The organism is Streptococcus parasanguinis (genome assembly GCF_040908565.1).
In the GTDB taxonomy this organism is placed as follows: domain Bacteria; phylum Bacillota; class Bacilli; order Lactobacillales; family Streptococcaceae; genus Streptococcus; species Streptococcus parasanguinis_AC.
In genome coordinates this window covers 63,352-86,218 of sequence record NZ_JBDGEA010000010.1, presented here as the reverse complement: position 1 = coordinate 86,218, position 22,867 = coordinate 63,352, and the positions used below count along the sequence as shown (strand labels likewise).

22 protein-coding genes and 2 pseudogenes are annotated in these 22,867 nt (G+C 40.7%); 21 read left to right on the top strand and 3 right to left on the bottom strand.

The window, feature by feature from the left end; translation table 11 throughout:
- Positions 1-82 precede the first annotated feature (82 nt).
- The 10 genes from AB5Y61_RS06440 (at position 83) to AB5Y61_RS06395 (ending at position 9,173) form a co-directional block, all read left to right on the top strand.
- Positions 83-556, top strand: a complete 474-nt coding sequence (locus AB5Y61_RS06440; protein ID WP_368403564.1) for a GNAT family N-acetyltransferase — start codon at positions 83-85, stop codon at positions 554-556.
- A 15-nt stretch (positions 557-571) separates the two neighbouring features.
- Positions 572-1,651, top strand: a complete 1,080-nt coding sequence (gene prfA / locus AB5Y61_RS06435) for a peptide chain release factor 1 (RefSeq protein ID WP_003007273.1) — start codon at positions 572-574, stop codon at positions 1,649-1,651.
- Complete coding sequence (gene prmC, locus AB5Y61_RS06430) at positions 1,651-2,487, top strand: peptide chain release factor N(5)-glutamine methyltransferase (protein ID WP_368403563.1); 837 nt, start codon at positions 1,651-1,653, stop codon at positions 2,485-2,487. Before prfA ends, prmC begins: the two co-directional genes overlap by 1 nt.
- Complete coding sequence (locus tag AB5Y61_RS06425; protein WP_368403562.1) at positions 2,474-3,088, top strand: L-threonylcarbamoyladenylate synthase; 615 nt, start codon at positions 2,474-2,476, stop codon at positions 3,086-3,088. The genes prmC and AB5Y61_RS06425 overlap by 14 nt, the downstream gene beginning before the upstream one ends.
- A gap of 35 nt (positions 3,089-3,123) precedes the next feature.
- On the top strand, positions 3,124-4,380 hold the full coding sequence (gene glyA, locus AB5Y61_RS06420; protein ID WP_368403561.1) for a serine hydroxymethyltransferase: 1,257 nt from the start codon (positions 3,124-3,126) through the stop codon (positions 4,378-4,380).
- An 8-nt stretch (positions 4,381-4,388) separates the two neighbouring features.
- Positions 4,389-5,363, top strand: coding sequence for a nucleoid-associated protein (locus AB5Y61_RS06415; RefSeq protein WP_368403560.1), 975 nt, complete (start codon positions 4,389-4,391; stop codon positions 5,361-5,363).
- Positions 5,363-5,965 carry a lysozyme family protein gene (locus tag AB5Y61_RS06410; RefSeq protein ID WP_003007284.1) on the top strand — a complete coding sequence of 201 codons (603 nt, stop codon included), beginning with the start codon at positions 5,363-5,365 and terminating at the stop codon, positions 5,963-5,965. The genes AB5Y61_RS06415 and AB5Y61_RS06410 overlap by 1 nt, the downstream gene beginning before the upstream one ends.
- Positions 5,966-6,322: 357 nt before the next feature.
- Positions 6,323-7,117, top strand: coding sequence for an alpha/beta hydrolase (locus tag AB5Y61_RS06405; RefSeq protein WP_439145115.1), 795 nt, complete (start codon positions 6,323-6,325; stop codon positions 7,115-7,117).
- A gap of 166 nt (positions 7,118-7,283) precedes the next feature.
- Complete coding sequence (locus AB5Y61_RS06400) at positions 7,284-8,294, top strand: DUF1002 domain-containing protein (protein ID WP_368403558.1); 1,011 nt, start codon at positions 7,284-7,286, stop codon at positions 8,292-8,294.
- A gap of 213 nt (positions 8,295-8,507) precedes the next feature.
- Positions 8,508-9,173: a hypothetical protein gene (locus AB5Y61_RS06395; RefSeq protein ID WP_368403557.1), complete on the top strand. Its 666-nt coding sequence runs from the start codon at positions 8,508-8,510 to the stop codon at positions 9,171-9,173.
- 176 nt (positions 9,174-9,349) lie between these two features.
- Here AB5Y61_RS06395 and AB5Y61_RS06390 read toward each other — a convergent pair.
- Positions 9,350-9,862 (bottom strand): annotated as a pseudogene (locus AB5Y61_RS06390) (glutamine-hydrolyzing GMP synthase); the annotation flags it as partial.
- Here AB5Y61_RS06390 and AB5Y61_RS06385 point away from each other — a divergent pair.
- Positions 9,847-10,485, top strand: a pseudogene (locus tag AB5Y61_RS06385) (LPXTG cell wall anchor domain-containing protein); the annotation flags it as partial. The pseudogenes AB5Y61_RS06390 and AB5Y61_RS06385 overlap by 16 nt on opposite strands.
- A gap of 140 nt (positions 10,486-10,625) precedes the next feature.
- On the opposite strand, the gene AB5Y61_RS06380 reads toward AB5Y61_RS06385, so the two are convergent.
- The gene (locus tag AB5Y61_RS06380) at positions 10,626-10,835 is read right to left on the bottom strand and encodes a hypothetical protein (protein WP_006148878.1); all 210 of its coding nucleotides are present in this window, start codon (positions 10,833-10,835) and stop codon (positions 10,626-10,628) included.
- A 203-nt stretch (positions 10,836-11,038) separates the two neighbouring features.
- Positions 11,039-12,604 (bottom strand): glutamine-hydrolyzing GMP synthase, encoded by a 1,566-nt coding sequence (guaA, locus tag AB5Y61_RS06375; protein WP_368403556.1) that lies wholly within the window; start codon positions 12,602-12,604, stop codon positions 11,039-11,041.
- A gap of 128 nt (positions 12,605-12,732) precedes the next feature.
- On the opposite strand from guaA, the gene AB5Y61_RS06370 reads away from it, so the two are divergent.
- The 10 genes from AB5Y61_RS06370 (at position 12,733) to AB5Y61_RS06325 (ending at position 22,850) form a co-directional block, all read left to right on the top strand.
- Entirely contained in the window at positions 12,733-13,431 is a 699-nt protein-coding gene (locus tag AB5Y61_RS06370; protein ID WP_049514367.1) for a GntR family transcriptional regulator, read from the top strand.
- Positions 13,432-13,667: 236 nt separating this feature from the next.
- On the top strand, positions 13,668-14,945 hold the full coding sequence (locus AB5Y61_RS06365; RefSeq protein WP_368403555.1) for a glycosyltransferase: 1,278 nt from the start codon (positions 13,668-13,670) through the stop codon (positions 14,943-14,945).
- Positions 14,942-15,919, top strand: a complete 978-nt coding sequence (locus tag AB5Y61_RS06360) for an NAD-dependent epimerase/dehydratase family protein (protein WP_368403554.1) — start codon at positions 14,942-14,944, stop codon at positions 15,917-15,919. Before AB5Y61_RS06365 ends, AB5Y61_RS06360 begins: the two co-directional genes overlap by 4 nt.
- A complete protein-coding gene (locus AB5Y61_RS06355; protein WP_368403553.1) occupies positions 15,894-16,721 on the top strand; it encodes an MBL fold metallo-hydrolase in 828 nt (275 codons plus the stop codon). Before AB5Y61_RS06360 ends, AB5Y61_RS06355 begins: the two co-directional genes overlap by 26 nt.
- Positions 16,687-17,952 carry a F390 synthetase-related protein gene (locus AB5Y61_RS06350; RefSeq protein WP_368403552.1) on the top strand — a complete coding sequence of 422 codons (1,266 nt, stop codon included), beginning with the start codon at positions 16,687-16,689 and terminating at the stop codon, positions 17,950-17,952. Before AB5Y61_RS06355 ends, AB5Y61_RS06350 begins: the two co-directional genes overlap by 35 nt.
- Before the next feature lie 12 nt (positions 17,953-17,964).
- Positions 17,965-18,909, top strand: a complete 945-nt coding sequence (locus AB5Y61_RS06345; protein ID WP_368403551.1) for a 3-oxoacyl-[acyl-carrier-protein] synthase III C-terminal domain-containing protein — start codon at positions 17,965-17,967, stop codon at positions 18,907-18,909.
- A gap of 79 nt (positions 18,910-18,988) precedes the next feature.
- A complete protein-coding gene (locus AB5Y61_RS06340; RefSeq protein WP_368403550.1) occupies positions 18,989-19,321 on the top strand; it encodes a putative DNA-binding protein in 333 nt (110 codons plus the stop codon).
- 34 nt (positions 19,322-19,355) lie between these two features.
- Positions 19,356-20,927 carry a signal recognition particle protein gene (gene ffh, locus AB5Y61_RS06335; RefSeq protein WP_368403549.1) on the top strand — a complete coding sequence of 524 codons (1,572 nt, stop codon included), beginning with the start codon at positions 19,356-19,358 and terminating at the stop codon, positions 20,925-20,927.
- A 66-nt stretch (positions 20,928-20,993) separates the two neighbouring features.
- Positions 20,994-21,761, top strand: coding sequence for an alpha/beta hydrolase (locus AB5Y61_RS06330; RefSeq protein ID WP_368403548.1), 768 nt, complete (start codon positions 20,994-20,996; stop codon positions 21,759-21,761).
- Positions 21,762-21,866: 105 nt separating this feature from the next.
- The gene (locus tag AB5Y61_RS06325; RefSeq protein ID WP_368403547.1) at positions 21,867-22,850 is read left to right on the top strand and encodes an acetylxylan esterase; all 984 of its coding nucleotides are present in this window, start codon (positions 21,867-21,869) and stop codon (positions 22,848-22,850) included.
- Positions 22,851-22,867 lie beyond the last annotated feature (17 nt).

Genomic DNA, 22,867 nt, shown 5'->3' with positions numbered 1-22,867 from the left:
CTATATCTCGGTTTGCCGCAAGCATTATTTTAATCCGGACATACCAACTGAAAGCGTCTAGAACGTTTTAGAGAGGATAATAATGTCTATTTGTTTAAAAGATATTACGATAGAGAATTATTTTGACGTTTTAAATCTAGAAGTTCATCCAAACCAAAGGAATTTTATTGCATCCAATTCCGTTAGTTTAGCTGAAGCCTATGTATATGATAAAAATGGTGATTTTATAGCTCCCTTAGCAGTTTATGATAAGGAAGTATTAGTTGGTTTTGTTATGATTGCCTATGACCGGAAAATTGGGATCAGTAAGGGGAACTACTTGTTATTTCGTTTTATGATCGATAAACGATTTCAAGGTTTAGGCTATTTTAAACCGACTATGGATGCAGTCATTGACTTTGTTCGAACAGAGCCAGCTGGAAAAGCAACAAGTCTTTGGTTATCTTATGAACCGGAAAATAATCAAGCGAGATCTTGCTATCTCCATTATGGATTTAAAGAAACTGGCCAAGTCATAGAAGACGAAATTGTAGCAATCTATGATCTAACAACCTAGAATTAAGGAGCAAATATGAATATCTATGATCAACTACAAGCTGTAGAAGACCGTTATGAAGAGTTAGGGGAATTATTGAGTGACCCAGATGTGGTCTCTGATACCAAACGCTTTATGGAGCTTTCAAAAGAAGAGGCTTCCACTCGCGACACGGTGACAGCCTACCGAGAGTACAAGCAAGTGCTTCAAAATATCGTCGATGCTGAAGAAATGATCAAGGAAGCAGGCGGCGATGCAGATTTGGAAGAAATGGCCAAGCAAGAGCTCAAAGATGCCAAGGCTGAAAAAGAAGAGTACGAAGAAAAACTGAAGATCTTACTTCTTCCAAAAGATCCAAACGATGACAAGAACATTATCTTGGAAATCCGTGGGGCAGCAGGAGGAGACGAAGCACAGTTGTTTGCTGGTGACCTCTTGCAGATGTATCAAAAATACGCGGAAAGCCAAGGTTGGCGCTTTGAGGTCATGGAAGCTTCCTACAATGGCGTTGGCGGGATCAAAGAAGTGGTGGCCATGGTATCTGGTCAATCTGTCTATTCAAAACTTAAGTACGAATCAGGTGCCCACCGGGTACAACGGGTTCCTGTGACAGAAAGCCAAGGTCGTGTCCATACATCGACTGCCACAGTTCTGGTCATGCCAGAAATCGAAGAAGTCGAGTACGACATTGATCCAAAAGACCTTCGGATTGACATCTACCACGCATCTGGTGCGGGTGGACAAAACGTCAACAAGGTTGCAACAGCCGTTCGTATCGTCCACTTGCCAACCAATATCAAGGTAGAGATGCAGGAAGAACGGACCCAACAGAAGAACCGTGAAAAAGCCATGAAAATCATTCGTGCGCGTGTGGCTGACCACTTCGCTCAGATTGCCCAAGATGAGCAAGACGCTGAGCGGAAGTCAACTATCGGTACTGGTGACCGTTCAGAGCGGATCCGGACTTATAACTTTCCTCAAAACCGTGTGACTGATCACCGGATTGGCTTGACCCTTCAAAAACTGGATACTATCTTATCTGGTAAATTAGATGAAGTGGTCGATGCTTTGGTCTTGTATGATCAAACACAAAAACTAGAAGAGTTGAATAAATAATGTTGTTGGGATCATTATTAGCCCAGTATGAAGAAGCATTAATAGCCGTTGGAGAGGAAGCAGAAAGCCTCTCCTTCGCGTATCGAGCTTTAAAAAACTGGACTTTTACAGACTTTGTCCTTGCCTTGCAAAAAGAAGTGGAAGTAGAGGATCAGGACTTGCTCCTATCCATCTTTGAGCAGTTGAAACATCATGTTCCTGCCCAGTATATTATTGGCAGCGCAGAATTTTGTGGCCATGTTTTTACAGTTGATGAGCGCGTGCTGATTCCACGCCCAGAGACTGAGGAGTTGGTCGCTCTCATACTTGAGGAAAACGATGGGGAAGCCTTACGAGTTCTGGATATTGGAACAGGAAGTGGTGCCATTGCGATTAGCATAGTCCTTGCTAGACCTAACTGGCAGATTCAAGCTAGTGATGTGTCGGAAAAGGCTTTGGAGCTTGCTCATGAAAATGCTCAGCAGTTAGAAGCAGTCCTTGAATTCAAGAAGTCAGATGTACTGGACGAACTAGAAGGTCCTTATGACCTGATTGTTTCGAACCCTCCCTATATCTCTCGGGATGATGTAGAAGAGGTTGGAGCCAATGTTTTAGCCTCTGAACCTCACTTAGCTCTCTTTGCAGACCGTGATGGATATGCTATCTACGAAAAGATTGCCCAGCAAGCACCAAGTGTTTTAACACCAGAAGGAAAGATCTATCTAGAAATTGGCTATAAGCAAGGAAGCAAGGTAAAAGAGCTTTTTCAAGAGGCATTTCCCAACAAACAAGTTCGAGTTTTGAAAGACCAATTTGGACAAGATAGAATGGTAGTAGTAGACAATGGATCTATTTGAGAAAGAATTAGAAGCAGGCCGTGCGGTTATTCTGCCAACTGAAACAGTCTATGGTATTTTCGCTAAAGCTTTGGATCAAGAGGCGGTTGATTATATTTACGAATTAAAACGTAGACCCAGAGACAAAGCCTTAAACTTGAATGTAGTTGACGAAGCTTCTGTTCGAATTTATTCGAAAAATCAACCTAGCTATTTAACAAAACTGATTGAATCATTTTTACCTGGGCCTTTAACTATTATTCTTCAGGCTAATGAAAAGGTGCCAGAATGGATTCATTCAGGTATGTCTACGGTTGGCTTTCGGATGCCAGCCCATCCAAAGACATTGGAATTAATTCGTAAACATGGTCCTTTAGTTGGTCCTTCTGCAAATCTATCTGGACATGCTAGCGGAAAAAAGTATGAAGCTATTGTAAAAGAATTTGATCAGGTAATTCCTGGCTTTGAGGACGATGCTTTCCTTACTGGCCAAGATTCAACTATCCTAGATATCTCTGGGGCCAAAGCAAGGATTTTACGACAGGGTTCGATTACGAAAGCTGACTTGCTTGCACAAGTGCCCGAGCTTTCTTTTGAGGAAGATGACCTTCCTCTGTCATAATGTATATAAAAAATTATTTAATAAGGAGTAGACCTATGATTTTTGATAAAGAAGATTACAAAGCCTATGATGCAGACCTATGGAATGCGATCGCTAAAGAAGAGGAACGCCAACAAAACAATATCGAGTTGATTGCTTCTGAAAATGTCGTCTCTAAGGCGGTTATGGCAGCACAAGGGTCTATCCTGACCAATAAATACGCAGAAGGCTATCCGGGTCATCGTTACTACGGTGGGACTGATGTCGTAGACGTCGTCGAAAGTCTGGCCATCGAACGTGCTAAGGAAATTTTTGGGGCTAAGTTTGCCAATGTTCAACCCCATTCAGGTAGTCAGGCCAACTGTGCTGCCTATATGGCTTTGATTGAGCCTGGAGACACTGTTATGGGGATGGATCTGGCTGCCGGTGGGCATTTGACGCACGGAGCTTCTGTGAGTTTCTCTGGTCAAACTTATAACTTTGTGTCCTATAGTGTAGATCCGGAAACAGAACTCTTAGATTTTGACGCCATCTTAAAACAAGCCCAAGAAGTCAAACCAAAACTCATCGTTGCTGGTGCTTCAGCCTACTCTCACATTATTGATTTCTCAAAATTCCGTGAAATTGCAGATGCAGTAGGAGCCAAGCTCATGGTTGATATGGCCCATATTGCTGGTCTCGTGGCAGCAGGTCTTCACCCAAGTCCAGTTCCTTATGCTCATATCACGACAACAACCACTCACAAGACCCTTCGTGGTCCTCGTGGTGGCTTGATCTTGACTAATGACGAGGAGTTAGCTAAGAAAATTAACTCTGCCATCTTCCCTGGTATTCAAGGAGGACCTTTAGAGCATGTCATCGCAGCTAAAGCAGTAGCCTTCAAGGAAGCACTGGATCCAGCCTTTAAAGAGTATGCGGCGAACGTGATTAAGAACAGTCAGGCCATGGCGGATGTCTTCTTACAAGATCCTGATTTCCGTGTTATTTCAGGCGGAACCGAGAACCACCTTTTCCTTGTCGATGTGACGAAAGTCGTTGAAAATGGGAAAGTGGCGCAAAATTTGTTAGATGAAGTCAACATTACTCTCAACAAGAACTCCATTCCTTATGAAACCTTGTCTCCATTTAAGACCAGTGGAATCCGGATTGGGGCAGCAGCCATCACCGCTCGTGGTTTTGGAGTAGAGGAAAGCCGTACAGTGGCTGAACTGATGATCAAAACCTTGAAAAACGCAGAGAACCCAGCTGTATTAGAAGAAGTGCGGAACCAAGTCAAAGCCTTGACAGATGCCTTCCCACTTTACAAGGACTAAACCATCTTATGGACATTTACGTAAAAAAAGCCATCATTCATCAATTTAGACCAGATGATACCGATCTCTATCTGGCAGATAAATTCCTCAATATCACACCTAAAATTGAGGAATACTTGCGAAAAAAGATTGAGCGAGTTTATTCCGATGAAGCCAGAACCGGTATTTTCGAAGAGGACAATCCTTTCCTTGAGATGATCACGGATGATTTCCTAGAAACTTCAGTAGCCGTAGCCAATCGCTGGAAAGAAGAATTTGTCGTCTCTGAGAATCAAAAGACCAACGATTTGGTGTTTATCCAATTCTCAAAAGAAGGGGTGGAGCATTTTGCCTTTCTTAGAATCGCTTTACGAGAAACCTTGACCCATCTTGGTGGGGAAGTGGATAATCCGATTAAGTTGACGCAAAACAATCTACCTGGCTTTGGGACTGGTGCAGATGAAGCTTTGGTCATTAATCTTCAAAGCCGCAAGTACCATTTGATCGAAAAACGAATCAAGTACAATGGAGCGTTTTTGAACTATTTCTCTGAGAATCTTCTCCAGGAGCAACCTAAAATTTCACCTAAAAAATCGATCAAGGCACTAGAAAAAACAGCTCAGAAAATTGCGGAAAGCTTTAATACAGATGATTTTCAATTTCAATCAAAGGTTAAATCAGCTATTTTCAATCATATCGAGGAAGAAAATAAACTCTCTCCAGAGAAATTAGCAGATGATCTCTTCGATGACAATCTGACAGCCCGCCTCAGTTTTATTAACCAAGTCAAAGAAGCTGTACCTGAACCTGTCACCTTTGAAGAAATTGATGCAAGTCGCCAGTTGAAGAAGTTTGAAAATCAGAAATTGTCATTGTCAAATGGAATTGAACTGATCGTTCCGAATAATGTCTATGAAGATGCAGAATCTGTTGAATTTATTCTAAACGAGAACGGGACCTATTCTATTCTGATCAAAAACATTGAGGATATACAGAGTAAATAATGATTAAACGCATAGTGAAGATCTTCTTATTCATCTTACTTATATTTGGAATCTACAAGGGGATCCAGATCCACCATGATGTCAAACAAGTCATGCAGTATCGCTCTCTGGTGAGAGAAGTCCTTGCTGAGGAGGATACCACAGCCAATGAAAACCTCATTCTGGCTATGATCTATACAGAGACCAAAGGTCGAGAGGACGATGTCATGCAGGCTAGTGAGAGTGCAAGTGGTGAGACCAATACCATTAGCGATAATAAGGCCAGTATTCGCCAAGGTATTCAGACTCTTTCAGATGAGTTAAAAGAAGCCAAGAAAAAAGGGGTTGATAGCTGGACAGCCGTTCAAGCCTATAATTTCGGGAAAGATTACATTGATTATGTAGCTAAACACGGTGGAACAAATTCCCTAGAGTTGGCCCGCGCTTATTCGCGGGATGTAGTAGCGCCAAGCCTTGGCAATGTAACCGGTGAAACATATCTTTACCTCCACCCTATTTCCCTGTTAAATGGGATGGAACTCTACATCAATGGCGGAAATATTTATTATTCTCGTTTAGTAGAAACCAATATGACGATTATGAAGTTATTTTCATGGTTTTAATCAATCAATTCAGAGAGAGTAGGACAGAAATCGGTCATTCGTTAGAATTCGATTTCGTCGTCCCACCTCCGCACAGTTGAGTAGGGCTATAAAAGCTGATGAAATCAGCGTAGTAGAGCCCACTCAACCACTGCGTCTTGCTCGACAATCCAAAAACAATTAAGAGGCTAGGACTTTTATCCCAGCCTCTCTTTTAATCTATAAATCTTTTTGTGTATTTTTGCTCTTTCATCCTCAATATTTTGAAATCATTGAATAGCTATGATAAAATACTAGTTAGTTTTAAATTATCTTGAGGAGTTCCTATTGAACAGAAAATCATTCTACGGGCTGCTTTTGGGGTTGATTCTCCTATGTATCGCATTTTTTGGGAAGTATCAACAAAAAACGCAGCTGGACCACACGAATTACCTACAAAGTAGTCGTCCTACCTTATTTTTTCATGGTTATGGATCGAGTGCCAATGCAGAAAAACACATGACAGATGCGGCAAAAAAAGCAGGGGTGACACAAACCGTCATCACTGCAAACGTGGCTGAAGATGGGCAGGTAAGGCTGACAGGGACCATTCCAAAAGGTGCAGTCAATCCAATTATCAAAGTGGAATACCAAAACAATCGCACGCCCGATCCAAAAGTCATCAGCAATTATGCCTATCAGGTAGTCAAAAAGCTTCAAGACACCTATCATTTTAAAGAGATGAACCTTGTCGCTCATTCTATGGGAAATATGTCTGTCTTATATTATCTTCTGGAACATGGAAGTGATGAGAATTTACCAAAAATTATCAAGCAGGTCGCCATTGCAAACCATGTTGCTGGACTCGAAGGGATAAATTTACCCCAGGGGTTGACTCTAGATACGCAAACTGGTAAACCCTCCGCAATGAATGAGCAGTACCAGCATCTTTTAGCTCTTCGGGAAGTCTATCCTGAAAATCAAATCGATGTGCTGAATATCTATGGTGATATAGGTGGAGAGACGGATGGATCGGTTCTCAACGTTTCTTCGAAAGCCCTTCGCTACCTAGTGGTAGAGCGCACAAAAAGCTACCGTGAAGAAAAGATTGATGGCAAAGGTGCCCAGCACAGCCAACTTCATGAAAATCCAATAGTAGATAAGCTGTTGATCCAGTTTCTTTGGGGAAAATAAAAATGTCATGCATTCTTAAAAAAACTGTAAGCTAGTTTTAAGAAATCAACTGTATAATAAAAATCGAAGTGGGTAAACTCTTTATTTACTTCTTTTTTCATCCCTAGTGAGGTGAGATAAGAATAAGAGATGCCCAGAGTTGATTTGAGTTAGAAAGAAGAAAAAGATGAAATTAAAGAAGATTGCATTGTTTGTAACGACGACTTTAGCCTTATTTACTGCTGTCCCTCGGGTTTCTGCAGATAGCAATGTCCAGAAAGTCATTGATGAAACTTATGTCAAACCAGACTATGTTTTGGGTTACTCTCTAGACCAAATGCAAATTGAGCAAACCTTGAATTTGCTGAACTACGATAGTTCAAAAGATAAAGAAGAGTGGAAGACCATGACACCAGATGTTTACTCTTCGATTATGAACGTTGCGAACGATGATAGTCTAGAACTCTATTCCTCCGTTAAAATTCAAAAATTAGGTAAGAATAAGGCTCTAGAAGTGAATATCGTAACGCCTCAAAACATCACCAAAGTTACCGCAGATATGTATCGCAATGCGGCCGTTACACTTGGATTGGAGCATGCTCAAATTACAGTCGCATCTCCTGTCCAAGTAACAGGTGAAAGTGCCTTAGCTGGGATCTATTACTCGCTTGAGAAAAATGGTGCCAAAGTTTCTCAAGAAAGCAAAGATCTGGCCCAAGAAGAGTTGAAGACTCTTTCCGGGATCAACGAGGAAAACGCTGGCAAGAAAAACTTCGATGCTGATAAATTGAACGTGGCATTGACCGACATTAAAACAGCAGTAGCCAATGCCAAACAGAACAATCAGGATTTAAGCAAGGATGATATTCGAAAGATCGTCGAAGAAACCCTCAAAAATTATAAGCTAGATACAACGGTGACAGGTAACCAGATCAATTTGATCGTGAATTTCGCAGTGAATCTCTCAAAGAGTAGCGTCATCAGTAGCAAAAGCTTTACTAAAACCTTGTCGGATCTGAAAGATAGTATCGTAGACAAGGCAGGCGATACCTTTAACAATATCAATCTCAATTTTGATACAGATTCTATTTTAAAAGACAGTGGCAACTTCTTCACAAATGCGTGGAATGCCATTGCTGGCTTCTTCGGAGCCATCTGGAATGCCATTGTCAAATTCTTTAGTGGTTTGGTTGGATAAACATAGCACAAAAGCACTGCTGACAAGAAGTCAGAGTGCTTTTTGTGTGTAATTTTTAAAATTAAAGATCCATAGAACAAATGAAGACTGTTTTAATTGATTGGCTCTATTTCTTTATTTTATTTCAATTTTACTTTCAAATAATCCTAGTTTATGATACTATTATGGAAATAGAGAATTTTCAAAAGTTTTTTACTTATAAGGGGAGTTCTAATGGAATACACAGATAGCAAAATATTCTTCACTCTTCTAAAGTTTCTTTTTATTCTAACTACTATAGTCTTACTTAGTGTTTTTAACAAAATTATATTATGTAAATATACTAAGAAAAATATCGAGACGAAGTATAAATTAAGTACTATTCTCCAACAATTTTGTGAAGTAGAAGGACTAGTAAGTCCACTGATTGTTCCATCAAAGTTATTCTGGTATCGTCCCATTTCAAATACAATTGGAGTAAGTAATCTAAATAGCAATAACTTAGTAGATATTTTAGCTTTTTCGCATGAACTGTATCACTATAAAGATAGAAATAGGGTAGTAAGAATACAAGGAATTGTATCGATTTATACCTATCTTTTATCACCCATTTTAAAGTTTGTATCCATTTATTCAATCTGGTTTAATAAAGTATATTTATTCTTAAGACCTTTATTAATGATTGATGCAGGTATCCTTTTAGTTTGTTTAGTTTTATCGATACTTATTGAATTTTATGCAACTAGAAATGCTGTTTTATTTTTAGAAGCTATTCAATGTATAAAAAGAGATAAAGTAGTAAAACGCATTACTTCTCATGCTTTACTTACTTATTTCTTTCAATTCGCTATTTATATAGTACTTTCATTTATTGTTTATTACTTATTACCAATGAGTTGAGTCTGATTGATTTAATTTTTATCAGAGAAAAAGAGTAAGAATTATTTAGAATGAATAAGTAGTATAAGTTTGATACACATTAGATTAAGGCACCTTTATATTGAGATCCAAATATGCCCTATTAGAATATTCTAATAGGGCGTTTTGCTCTTTATAATCGTTAGAATAATTTAAATCTATTCCCACTCTACAGTTGCAGGTGGTTTACTTGTGATATCATAGACGATACGGTTAACGTGGTCAACTTCGTTTACGATGCGCACAGAGATTTTTTGGAGGACTTCCCAAGGGATCTTAGCGAAGTCAGCTGTCATTCCATCGATAGAAGTGATAGCGCGGATAGCGATAGTGTAGTCGTAAGTACGGCCGTCTCCCATAACACCTACTGAACGAACGCCAGTGTTAACAGTGAAGTATTGCCAAATATCGCGGTCAAGACCAGCTTTAGCGATTTCTTCACGAAGGATAGCGTCTGATTCACGAACAGTTTCGAGTTTTTCTTCAGTGATTTCTCCCATGACACGGATGGCAAGTCCTGGACCTGGGAATGGTTGGCGCCATACGATATGGTCTGGCATACCAAGTTCAGTACCAAGAGAACGAACTTCATCCTTGTAAAGAGTGTTGAGTGGCTCGATCAGTTCAAACTGCATATCTTCTGGAAGACCACCCACGTTGTGATGAGACTTATTTTACAACAAATCCAGTTGAACTTGAAAAAGCTTTAGAAAAAATTAAGATTGCACATGGTGGAGATTCTCCTGAAACAGCAACTCCTGCTCTCACAAAGATTGTTTCTACTTATGACTGGTCTAAGTCACCAAAAAATAAAAAGTTTGTGGTGTTGTTAACAGATGCTAGGATGAAAGAAGATCCGTCAATTCCATCTATCGCTGAGACATTAACAACTCTGAAAAAAGCTGGTATTGATAGAATCGTAGCGACAACCTTGTATAATCAACGAAACTATAAAGATTTTGTGTCTGAGGGACGTTTAATGGATATTGATCGTAACTTGGCTGACTCTTTAACTAAGGATGCAGCTTCATGGATTGTGGAAACAGTCAGTGAGGGACGTCAGTACAAGGTAACAAAAGACAGCTACCAATTCTACTTGGAACGTCGTACAACTGTGCCAGTTTTGGAGCAGAAAGAAACTCCTAAACCAGCACCTACTGCTTACAAACCAGAACCGGCTAAACTTCCTGAAACAGGAAGCAATGATTCTAGTAACCAAACTCTTTTGGGTCTAGGTATTATGCTCGCAGGTTTTGGATTGGTTACAAGCGCTAGAAAATCAAAAGAACAGTAAGATAAATTAATAAAAACAAAACACCTGAAGTAGAGCTATATTGGCTTTTATCAGGTGTTTTTTTCTTATAATATGAGAGCTGTTAGAATTAGACTAAAGTAGGTGTGGTTCAAATATTCTGATGGGATTTTTATGTTTCTTTACGATGATTTCCAGAAAAATTTTCTATAAATTTTAGCAATCGTTAAAACGATAACGTAAACGATACCCAAGATGGTTAAAACAAATTTTCCAGGACTCACTTCTGATCCGATAATAAAGATATGAAAGAGAGGAGCGAGGCCAATGCACACGTATATCAGATAAGTAACAAGGTTTAATTCACCAAATCCTGCAAAAAAATCTTTCATTTAAATTCTCCTACAATATACTTTTAATGTCAGTATACTATAAATAAAAGAAAAGAACAAAAGATAAATCAATAAAAATAAAAGACCTGAATTAGAGTTATATAGGCTTTTATCAGGTGTTTTTTGATTATGAGTTTTGGTACTAACATGAAAATAAAAACGCTGAAATCATTGATTTCAAGCGTTTTTTTGAATAACTTACTCTACTCCCACTCAACAGTTGCAGGTGGTTTACTTGTGATATCGTAGACAATACGGTTAACGTGGTCAACTTCGTTTACGATACGAACGGAGATTTTTTGGAGAACTTCCCAAGGGATTTTGGCAAAGTCGGCTGTCATTCCATCGATAGAAGTGATAGCACGGATGGCAATGGTATAGTCGTAAGTACGACCATCTCCCATAACACCTACGGAACGAACGCCAGTGTTAACAGTGAAGTATTGCCAAATATCGCGGTCAAGACCAGCTTTAGCAATTTCTTCACGAAGGATAGCATCTGACTCACGAACAGTTTCAAGTTTCTCTTCAGTGATTTCACCCATGACACGGATCGCAAGACCTGGACCTGGGAATGGTTGGCGCCATACGATGTGGTCTGGCATACCAAGTTCAGTTCCAAGAGCACGAACTTCATCCTTGTAAAGAGTGTTGAGCGGCTCGATCAGTTCAAACTGCATATCTTCTGGAAGACCACCCACGTTGTGGTGAGACTTGATAGTTTGAGCAGTATCCGTACCTGACTCAATGACGTCTGTATAGAGTGTTCCTTGTGCAAGGAATTTCACGTCTGTCAGTTTGCTTGCTTCGTCATCAAAGACATAAACAAACTCGTTACCGATAATCTTCCGTTTTTGTTCAGGGTCAGATACACCTGCCAATTTATCCAAGAAGCGTTTAGCAGCGTCAGCTTTGACAATGTTCAACCCAAACTTACCACCAAGCATATCCATAACTTGATCAGCTTCCCCTTTACGGAGAAGACCATGGTCTACAAAGATACAGATCAATTGATCTCCGATAGCTTTTTGGAGAAGAACCCCAACAACAGAAGAGTCAACACCACCAGAAAGTCCGAGAAGAACACGTTTGTCTCCAACTTTTTCACGGATTTGTTTGATTTGCATCTCGATGAAGTTATCCATAGTCCAGTCACCTTTGGCACCACAGATATTCAAAGCAAAGTTACGCAAAATATCATAACCGTGAACTGAGTGACGAACCTCTGGGTGGAATTGGATTCCGTAGATTTTTTTATCAGGATTTTCAATCGATGCAAATGGACAGTCAGCAGAAGTACCAGTGCGGATAAAGTCGGCCGGAATTTCTGTAACAGCATCTCCATGGCTCATCAAGACCAATTGTTTGTCTGGTGTGCCTGCGAAGAGAGCAGAAGACTCCGTCAAGCCAAGCTCAGATTGACCATATTCACGGTTACCAGCGTCCCCTGCGGGTACAACCTTTCCTCCAAGCTTGTGAGTCAATAGCTGCATTCCATAACAGATCCCAAGAATTGGAATTCCAAGTTCAAAAATTTCAGGATCAATATCAAAAGAACCTTCCTCGTATACAGAGTTTGGTCCGCCCGAAAGAACGATCCCAACTGGATTGATTGCACGAACTTCATCAGCAGAAATCTTATGGCTCTTCAATTCTGAGAAGACACCAATTTCACGAATTCGACGTGAAATAAGCTGATTGTACTGGCTACCGTAGTCAAGCACGATGATTTTTTCAACATCATGCAAATCAGTTGATAGGTTTGTCATCTTATCCCCTTCTTATAGAAATTTACTTTCCTCTATTCTAACACAAAAGCCATGTCTTTACCAATCTCTGATTGAAGAATCAGGAATTTTACGCTACAATAGAAGTAACACAGAGAAAGAGCAATGTTATGATTCCAGCTTACATTCAAATTCATGATCAGATTAAATCTGAGATTGATCAAAAAATATGGAAAATTGGAGAGCGGCTTCCCAGTGAACGCGATCTAGCTGAAAAATTTCAGGTGAGTCGGATGACTCTTAGGCAGGCTATTACCCTTCTGGTTGAAGAAGGAGTACTTGAAAGACGAGTAGGAAGTGGTACCTTTATCACTAGCACGCGCGTCCAAGAAAAAATGCGCGGAACAACCAGTTTTACTGAGATTATGAAATCGCAAGGTAAGGAACCTTCTAGTCAAGTGATTTCTTACCGTAAAACCATTCCTAGCCTCCAAGAAGTGGATAAATTAGGCATCGATAAGACAGACACCATCATTCGGATGGAGCGGGTCCGATATGCGGATGGGATTCCTGTCGTTTATGAAGTAGCTTCCATTCCAGAGAAATTTATTAAGAATTTCAATCGCGAAGAGGTCACCAGTCATTTCTTCCAAACCTTGGAGCGTCATGGCTATAAGATTGGAAAGTCGCACCAGACCATCTATGCGCGATTAGCCAAAGATAAGATTGCGGACTATTTGCAGATTTCAAAAGGACAGGCTATTTTAGGATTGACACAGGTTTCCTATTTTGAAGACGGGACTGCTTTTGAGTATGTAAAAAGCCAGTATGTCGGCGAACGGTTCGAATTTTATTTGGAAAACAACTAAGCGAACAATGAACAGGAATAAAAAACTCTTCAAATGTTTGAGAGATTCTCTCTCTTTGGCATTTGGGAGCTTTTTTAGGTTGAAGTCATTCTTTCTAAATAGTGATAGTATGGTCAAAAAAAGATTTGAAAAAAATTTTAAAAAATTTTTATTTTTTCTTCAATTTTTGATTTTTTTTACGAATTAATAGATAGAAGCTAGTTTTAGATCTAAAAAAAGATATAAGGCAGGAAAAAATGAAAAAAATTAAAATCGATGTGGTAGTTGTTCCCTTGAGCGGGCATCTGTACCCAACTTTAAATCTCGTTAAACCCTTGTTAGATGATCCTTCGATGGAGATCCGGGTTTTCACAGGACCTCAGAAAAAGGCCGTTGCAGAAAACCTTGGCTTCACTGTCGTTCCAATTCTAGAGGACAAAGTAGAAGAATTTGAACGTGCGGCGAATAACGATAAGAAACTCAATCTCTTTTCAGCTTATCGGCAATTGTCCAAGAGCCTTGATTTGATTAATCATGTATCGGATCAATTGTTAGAGGAGTGGCGCATCAACCGTCCAGATATTGTGATTGCTGATTTTATCACTCTATCAGCTGGCTTTGTGGCAGAAGAGTTGGAAATTCCTTGGATCACCACAATGGCAACTCAATTTGCAATCGAAACTCCTTATGGTCCCCCTTGCTTCTTCGGAGGGATGGGAATTGCGCGAACCAAGAAGGAAGAAAAGATACAAGCCCTATGCCGTAAACTCACGCGCATTGGAAAATACTGCGTGGCTTTCCTCTTACGCAAACGCTTAAAACGTTACAATTTCAAGTTGTACAATCAAAATGGAGTGGAGACTATTTACTCTCCTTATGCCATCTTTGGAATTGGTATGATGGAGCTGGAGTTGAAAACACATTTCCCTCATCAATATGCTTGGCTTGGCCCTTTGGGGACTTCTCTTGAAAAAGCAGAAGATTATCCTTTAGATCTCAGCCCTTATGAAGACAAAAAGAAGGTTCTCGTGACGTGTGGGACTCAGTTGCCGTGGGCAAAAGAAAATTTGCTCCATCAAACCAAGCAGTTAGCCAAAGAGCATCCAGAATGCCACTTTTTTGTCACTCTAGGAGATGGAGCAAAAGAATTTTCTGAAGAAGAAGTGGCTTCAAATGTGACTCTCGTAACTTATCTCCCTTACAAAGAATACATACCGCAAATGGACTATGTGGTTCACCATGGAGGAGCTGGAATCTTTTATCAGTGCATCGAATTTAAGAAACCAGCCTTGATCTTGCCGCATGATTATGACCAATTTGACTATGCCATTCGAGGAGTAGAAGCAGGGATTGCTTTTCAAGCTCATCGAAATCGCACTGAAGAAATTCAAGCAGGTTTTAAGGCCCTGTTAGAAAAAGAATCTTGGGAAGAGTTAGCGAGACTAAACAAACTATCAAAAACCTACAAACCGTTGGATACCTTAGAGTTTGAAATTCAACGATTATTAAGACGTGGAACGGATGGGAAACTATGAAAATTCTTGTAACAGGCGCGACTGGCTTCCTTGGAAAATATGTGATTAAGGAGTTATTGGATCACGACTATTCCATTGTAGCCTTTGGCCGAAACGAAAAAGTTGGGAAGGCTCTGGAAAGTGAGCGCGTCAAATTTGTAAAAGGAGATTTGAGCTCTATTGAGGAGCTAAGACAAGCTTTTCAGGAAATTGATGCTGTTGTTCATGCAGGAGCCTTGTCCACTGCTTGGGGCCCTTGGAAGGCTTTCTATCAGGCAAATGTAGTTGGTACTCAAAATGTTCTTGACTTGTGCCGTGAATATGCGGTAAAACGCCTAGTTTATGTCTCTTCTCCTAGTATTTACGCAGCTGGAAAAGACCAATTCGATATCAAGGAAAGTGATGCTCCAAAAGAAAACCACCTCAATAATTACATCCGAAGCAAATTGGCTTCTGAAAAACTATTTCCTGACTATCCAGATGTGCCAAGTATCATCTTGCGCCCGAGAGGATTATTTGGTGTGGGAGATACCAGTATCTTGCCTCGTGTTTTACGCCTCAGTAGAAAAATTGGGATTCCGTTGATTCGAAGGGGAGAGCAACTCATGGATATGACCTGTGTGGAAAATGTCGCCCTAGCTATTCGCTTGGCTTTGGAAGCAAAAGAAGCACACGGACAGGTTTATAATATTACAAATGGAGAACCAAAGACCTTTAAGTATTTGATTGAAACAACACTAAAAGGATTAGGAGAACCTATCCACTATCGGAACATTCCATCAGCTTTAGTAGCAGGTGTGGCGTACAGCCTTGAAGGGGTGTATCGATTATTTCATATAAAAGCTGAACCTCCCTTGACTCGCTACACCTATTATCTCCTTCGTTATAGCCAAACTCTTGATATTCAAAAGGCCCAAACCGAACTTGGCTACTATCCAAAAATGACCATTGAAGAAGGGATTGACAACTATGTCCAACATGATCGAGCACATTGATTATTTTCCAGCAGGTTTTTGTAGCAGTCATTCTGGACTCTTATTTAAAGGGATTCAAAACGAAAAATTGCAATTTCCAGCAGGTGTCTTTTTGATTCATCATCGTGAAAAAGGCTATATTTTGTACGATACTGGCTATCATTATGAAATCAAGAAAAAAGCACGGTATTGCTGGTACCGTCTAGCAACGCCTATGCAGATGAAAAAGGAAGACCAGATTGACTACTTATTGCAAGAGCGTGGAATTGATCCAGCAGCCATTTCCTATGTGTTTCTTTCGCATTTGCACCCTGATCATCTCGGCGGAGCAGCACTTTTTCCAAATGCTCATTTCTTTGTAACTCAGGAAGTCTATGAAGTGTACCAGAAGCCTAAATTCAAAGATCTGATTTTTAAAGAGTTTCTTCCAGCTGATTTCAAAGATCGTGTGACTTGTCTCAAAGCAGATCAAAGGCATCCTGCTTTCCCTTACCGCCCGACTGCGGACCTATTTGGTGATGGGAGTATTCTCGTATCATCTATCGATGGGCATGCAAGAGGGCAGGGGTGTCTGTATATGGATGAGCTAAAACTCTATATAGGTGCAGATCTATGCTGGGGAGTGGATCTCTTGCCTTACACACGAAAAATGCGTCTCATTCCTTCCTTTGTACAGGACAATAAGAAGGCCTATCTCCAGGGAGCGGATTTGCTAGAGAAACTATTACAAGAGGGCATTCAAGTTGTGGTCAGCCACGACCCGCAAGAAAGGATTGAAAGGATTTTAAATGAAAAAAACAGTCTTTCTGAAAACCTTTATTGAAACGAGATGGTGCCATCGATTCCGTTCAAAGGAAACCTTAGAAAAGTACCAAAAAAAGCAATTGACTCGTTACCATGCTTTTATCACTTCTCACTCTCCCTATTTTCAAACCCATTCTCCTGAATCCTTTGGGACTATGGATAAGAATTTCATGATGACGCATTTCAATGAACTTAATACCCTGGGCGTGGATCGAGATCAGGCATTAGAGATGGCCATACGTGGGGAACAAACACGAGATTTTACCGAAATGAATGGAGAAGTAGCAGTAGGCTTGTCCTCTGGAACCTCCGGTCACCGAGGGGTCTTTGTCACCACAGAAAAAGAAAGAAGTATGTGGGCTGCAGCAATCTTAGCTAAGATGTTGCCAAAAGGAAAGCTGTTTGGTCATCGCATTGCTTTTTTCTTACGTGCTGATAACGAACTCTATCAAACCATTAATTCGTCCCTTATTCGATTAGAGTATTTTGATATCTTCAAGGATAGTAAGGAGCATTTAGAGCGTCTCAAAAACTATCAGCCAACCATTGTAGTGGCTCCAGCTTCCACCTTGATTGAGTTAGCTAACTATGTCACTAATCAGCAACTTGCTCTTCACCCTGTCAAGGTTGTCTCTGTCGCAGAGATCCTAGAGGATAGAGATTCTCAGACAATCGCCAAAGCCTTTCAACTAGATAAGGTTGATCAGGTCTACCAAGCGACAGAAGGGTTTTTAGCTTGTACTTGTTCAGAAGGTAATCTACATCTTAACGAAGATATTTTGTATGTCGAAAAAGAGTATCTAGATGATCGCCGCTTTTATCCGATGATTACGGATTTCAAACGGACCAGTCAACCCATCTATCGCTACCGCCTCAATGATATTCTGGTGGAAGATAAGTCCCCTTGTCCTTGTGGTTCCGTCTTTACTCGAATCGCAAAGATTGAAGGACGATCAGATGATATCTTCTATTTCAAAAAAGAAGATGGCAGTAGCCAAATGATCTATCCGGATTTTATTCGACGGTGCATTCTCTTTGTCGAAAATATTCAGGACTATCAAGTAACTCAGTTGGCAGATGGATCCATTACCATTGCCTTGAGTCATCGTTCCGACTTTATTGAGAAAGCGATCTTTGCCCAATTTGAACTCTTGGCTCAACAAAAACAATTCATCCTCCCAAGTATTCAATTTATCGATTACCAATGGGACCCAACACGTAAATTAAAACGTGTTCAACGACTTCAATAAAAGGAGAATCCTATGACTACAGTAAAAAGACATCTGCAAATTAAAGGCTATGGAACAGCGCTTCCGGCTCATACAGTGACCTTCAAAGACCAGACTCGTTACCGGGTGAAAGAAGGAGAAGAAACGCAGATTGATCTTGCGTCGCGTGCGATTGAAGCTGCTTTAAAACATGCAGGGCTTGAAATGACAGATATCGACTGCCTGGTTTCGGCTAGTGCGGTTGGCGTTCAGCCTATTCCTTGTACGGCTGCTTTGATCCATGAGCGCGTGGCCAAGGGACTGACGATTCCAGCCATGGATATTAATACCACCTGTACTAGTTTTGTATCAGCCTTAAGCACCATTTCCTATCTGATTGAAGGTGGTGAATACCAACGGGTTCTCATTGTATCCAGTGAAGTAGGAAGTCTTGGCCTTAATCCTAAACAAAAAGAGAGTTTTGAATTATTTAGCGATGGAGCAGCTGCCTTTATTTTTGAAGCCACAAGCCAAGACAAAGGAATCATTGCCAGCATGCAACGTACCTGGTCTGAGGGAGCACATGATACTGAAATTCGGGGTGGTTTGACAGCTTATCATCCGAAATTGTACTCTGAAACAACTAAGACTGATTTTATGTTTGACATGAAAGGGAAGAAAATTCTCTTACTTTCTGCTCGTGTTATTCCAGAAATGTTCCAAGAATTCCAAGAGAAATCGGGCATTTATAAAGATGCTGTAGACTATATTATTCCCCATCAAGCTAGCAGGGCCTTGCCACTCGTCATGGACAAATTGGGAGTTGGAAAAGACAAGTATCTCAATATTGTCAGCGATTATGGAAATATGGTTTCGGTAGCCGTGCCTTTCGGTTTAGCATATGCGCTTGATCATGGCTATGTGAAGGAGGGAGATACCATCTTCTTGATGGGAACTGCGGCAGGGATGACGGTCAATATGTTGGCACTGAAACTCTGATGATGATTCCTCTCATTTCAACGTAAAAAGCATCAAGTCCCGCTAGTCTTTAGCGGGCTTTTTTGATATAATGAAAAGTATGGAAATTGAGAAAACCAACCGAATGAATGCGCTCTTTGAATTTTATGCAGCGCTCTTGACGGACAAGCAAATGAACTACATCGAGCTTTATTACGCCGATGATTACAGCTTGGCTGAGATTGCGGAAGAGTTTGGAGTGAGCCGTCAAGCTGTTTATGATAACATCAAGCGGACGGAGAAAATCCTAGAGGATTATGAGATGAAGTTGCACATGTACTCGGACTACATTGTACGCAGCCAGATTTTCGACCAGATCTCGGACAAGTATCCTGATGACGTTTATCTGCAAGAGCAGATCGCAGTCTTATCTAGCATTGATAACCGAGAATAAACAAGATTAAAATACCTGTAATAGGAGAAGTAGTATGGCATTTGAAAGTTTAACCGAACGTTTACAGAACGTCTTTAAAAATCTTCGTAAGAAAGGGAAAATCTCTGAAGCGGATGTCCAAGAGGCAACCAAAGAGATTCGTCTAGCCCTCTTAGAGGCCGACGTTGCCCTTCCTGTTGTAAAAGACTTCATCAAACGCGTCCGGGAGCGGGCCGTAGGGCATGAGGTCATTGAAACCCTCAACCCTGCCCAACAAATCGTGAAGATTGTCGATGAAGAATTGACAGCCATTTTGGGTTCTGAGACAGCAGACATTATCAAATCTCCAAAGATTCCAACCATTATCATGATGGTCGGTCTTCAAGGGGCTGGTAAAACAACTTTTGCTGGTAAATTGGCTAACAAATTGGTCAAGGAAGAAAATGCACGTCCTTTGATGATTGCGGCCGATATCTATCGTCCAGCAGCCATTGACCAGTTGAAGACGCTTGGTCAACAGATCAATGTCCCTGTCTTCTCACTCGGTACAGAAGTCCCTGCAGTCGAGATCGTACGTCAAGGTTTGGAGCAAGCAAGAGCCAACCACAATGACTATGTCTTGATCGATACGGCCGGTCGTCTGCAAATCGATGAAAAACTCATGGGCGAGTTGCGCGATGTCAAAGCTCTTGCTGAGCCGAATGAAATCCTCTTAGTTGTGGATGCCATGATCGGTCAAGAAGCGGCTAATGTGGCGCGTGAGTTTAACGAACAACTCGAAGTGACCGGGGTCATCTTGACCAAGATTGATGGGGATACCCGTGGTGGTGCAGCCCTTTCTGTTCGTCAGATTACTGGGAAGCCAATCAAATTCACTGGTACTGGTGAAAAAATCACTGATATCGAAACCTTCCACCCAGACCGCATGTCTGGTCGGATCCTCGGTATGGGGGATATGCTGACGCTGATTGAGAAGGCTTCTCAAGAATACGATGAGAAGCGCTCCATTGAACTCGCTGAGAAGATGCGGGAAAATACCTTTGACTTCAATGACTTTATTGATCAATTAGACCAAGTTCAAAATATGGGTCCAATGGAAGATCTGCTCAAGATGCTTCCAGGTATGGCCAACAATCCAGCCATGAAGAACCTCAAGGTCGACGAACGAGAAATTGCTCGGAAACGCGCCATTGTATCATCCATGACCCCAGCTGAGCGCGAAAATCCAGATTTGTTGAACCCTAGCCGTCGTCGTCGGATTGCTGCTGGTTCAGGAAACAGCTTTGTCGAAGTGAACAAATTCATCAAGGACTTTAACCAAGCCAAACAGATGATGCAAGGTGTCCTCTCTGGTGATATGAACAAGATGATGAAACAAATGGGACTCAATCCAAATAATCTGCCGAAGAATATGCCTGGTGGCATGCCTGATATGTCAGCCCTCGAAGGGATGATGGGACAAGGTGGCATGCCTGACTTATCAGCTCTTGGCGGAGGCGCTGGAATGCCTGATATGAGCCAAATGTTTGGCGGTGGTCTCAAAGGAAAAGCCGGTGAATTTATGATGAAACGGGCGATGAACAAGATGGCCAAACAAATGCGTAAAAATAAGAAAAAACGGAAATAGTTCTTTCTAATAAGGGCCTGGAACACACTGTTCTGGGTTCTTTTAGAAACTGCTACTAGAGGAAAGATGTTAAAAAAACTATTTCAACAAGTCATTCGCTTCTTTGTAAGACTGTTTTCTTCGCACAGAAAGCCCTTTGAATTTCCTAAAGGGTCGAAGAAACCACCGATCAGACCGATCATCTTTGTACCTGGAAGTTCAGCTAGTATTCAGCGTTTCAATGGAACAATTCGTATGCTCCATCGCTTTTCTAGAAAAAAACAGAGTCTCTTAAAAATAAAAGTCAATAAAGATGAGTCTATAGAGATGGAAGGAAGACTGAATACGAAAGAGCCGAATCCGATGATTGTGATTGGCTTTGAGAACAATCGAGATGGCTACAGCAATATCAAGCAGCAAATCGAATCCCTTAAGATCGCTCTTACCTATCTTCTTGATCACTATTATTTTACAGAGTTCAAGGCAGTCGGGCACTCCAATGGGGGACTGGTTTTGACTGGTTTATTGGAAAGTGGCTTTTTAGAAAAGAAAAAGCTGACCGTAAGGAAGCTGGTTATTATTGGTAGTCCATACCAATTCAATCAAGAAATGTATGACGAGTTTCAGACACGGAAGCATCGCTTAGAAAAAGAAGTAGAGGTCCTTAATTTTGTCGGTAGCTTTTCTGGAACATCAGATGGTATCGTTCCCCTCTCTAGTGCTCAAGCAGCACAATCTATTTTTGAGAAACAAGCCTATACAGAAGTGAATTTAAAAGGACGCAAGGCTCATCATTCAGCTTTACCCACTAATCCAGATCTAGTGAAACAATTAAGTCTATTTTTGAATCTATAAGTAAATTACATAATTTCGGTTATGTAATTTTTGTTTGTCTCTTGCAATCCTTAAGTAAATATGGTACATTCTTGGTAGCGATTACATATACCTATGGAGGATTTTATGAAAGATCCTAAATTACTAGAATTAATGAAGGATTACAGGGGGCGTGATGAAGTTCCCGCAGACTTTGATGCTTTTTGGGATCAATCCTTAGCAAACATTGCTGAACTTCCTGAATACAAGCTCAAAGAGCAAAATTTCAGCATTCCAAATGTTGTTTGTTATGAATTAACCTTTAAAGGAACACGAGATGGTCTTGTTTATGCGCGGGTTGTTTTCCCAAAAACAGATCAAAAGGTTCCAGTTATCTTCCATTTTCATGGTTATATGGGCCGTTGTTGGGATTGGGCTGATATGCTGCCTTATACAGTAGCCGGCTATGGTGTTGTATCTATGGACGTAAGAGGTCAATCAGGCTATTCAACAGACGGAGATCGATCACCACTTGGAAATACTGTTAAAGGACAGATTATCCGCGGAGCTGTGGAAGGTCCAGATGAGCTATTTTATAAGGATGTCTACTTAGATCTTTACCAGTTAATTGAAATTGTAGCTAGCTTTCCTCAAGTTGACAACAGCAAACTCGCCAGCTATGGAGCCTCTCAAGGTGGTGCCTTGGCCCTGGTAGCTGCCGGATTGAATCAAAGAATTCAGCGAACGGTAGCTATTTATCCATACTTATCGGATTTCAGACGTGTAATAGAGATTGGAAACACCAGTGAAGCCTATGACGAGCTTTTCCGTTATTTCAAATTCCATGATCCATTCCATGAAACGGAAAACCAAATCATGGAGACATTAGCCTATATTGATGTGAAAAATTTTGCCCATCGCATTAAAGGACAGGTTCACATGATTACAGGGCTAGATGATGATGTTTGTTATCCTGAGACGCAGTTTGCCATTTATAATCGATTAGAAGGTCCAAAAGAGCATTTAATCATGCCAGAATATGCCCATGAAGCTATGAATGTTCAAGTCAATGATCGTGTGTACAATTGGCTTTGTGGTAGCAAGATTTCCTTTCGATATGTAGAAAAATAAGATACAGAAGAAAAAAA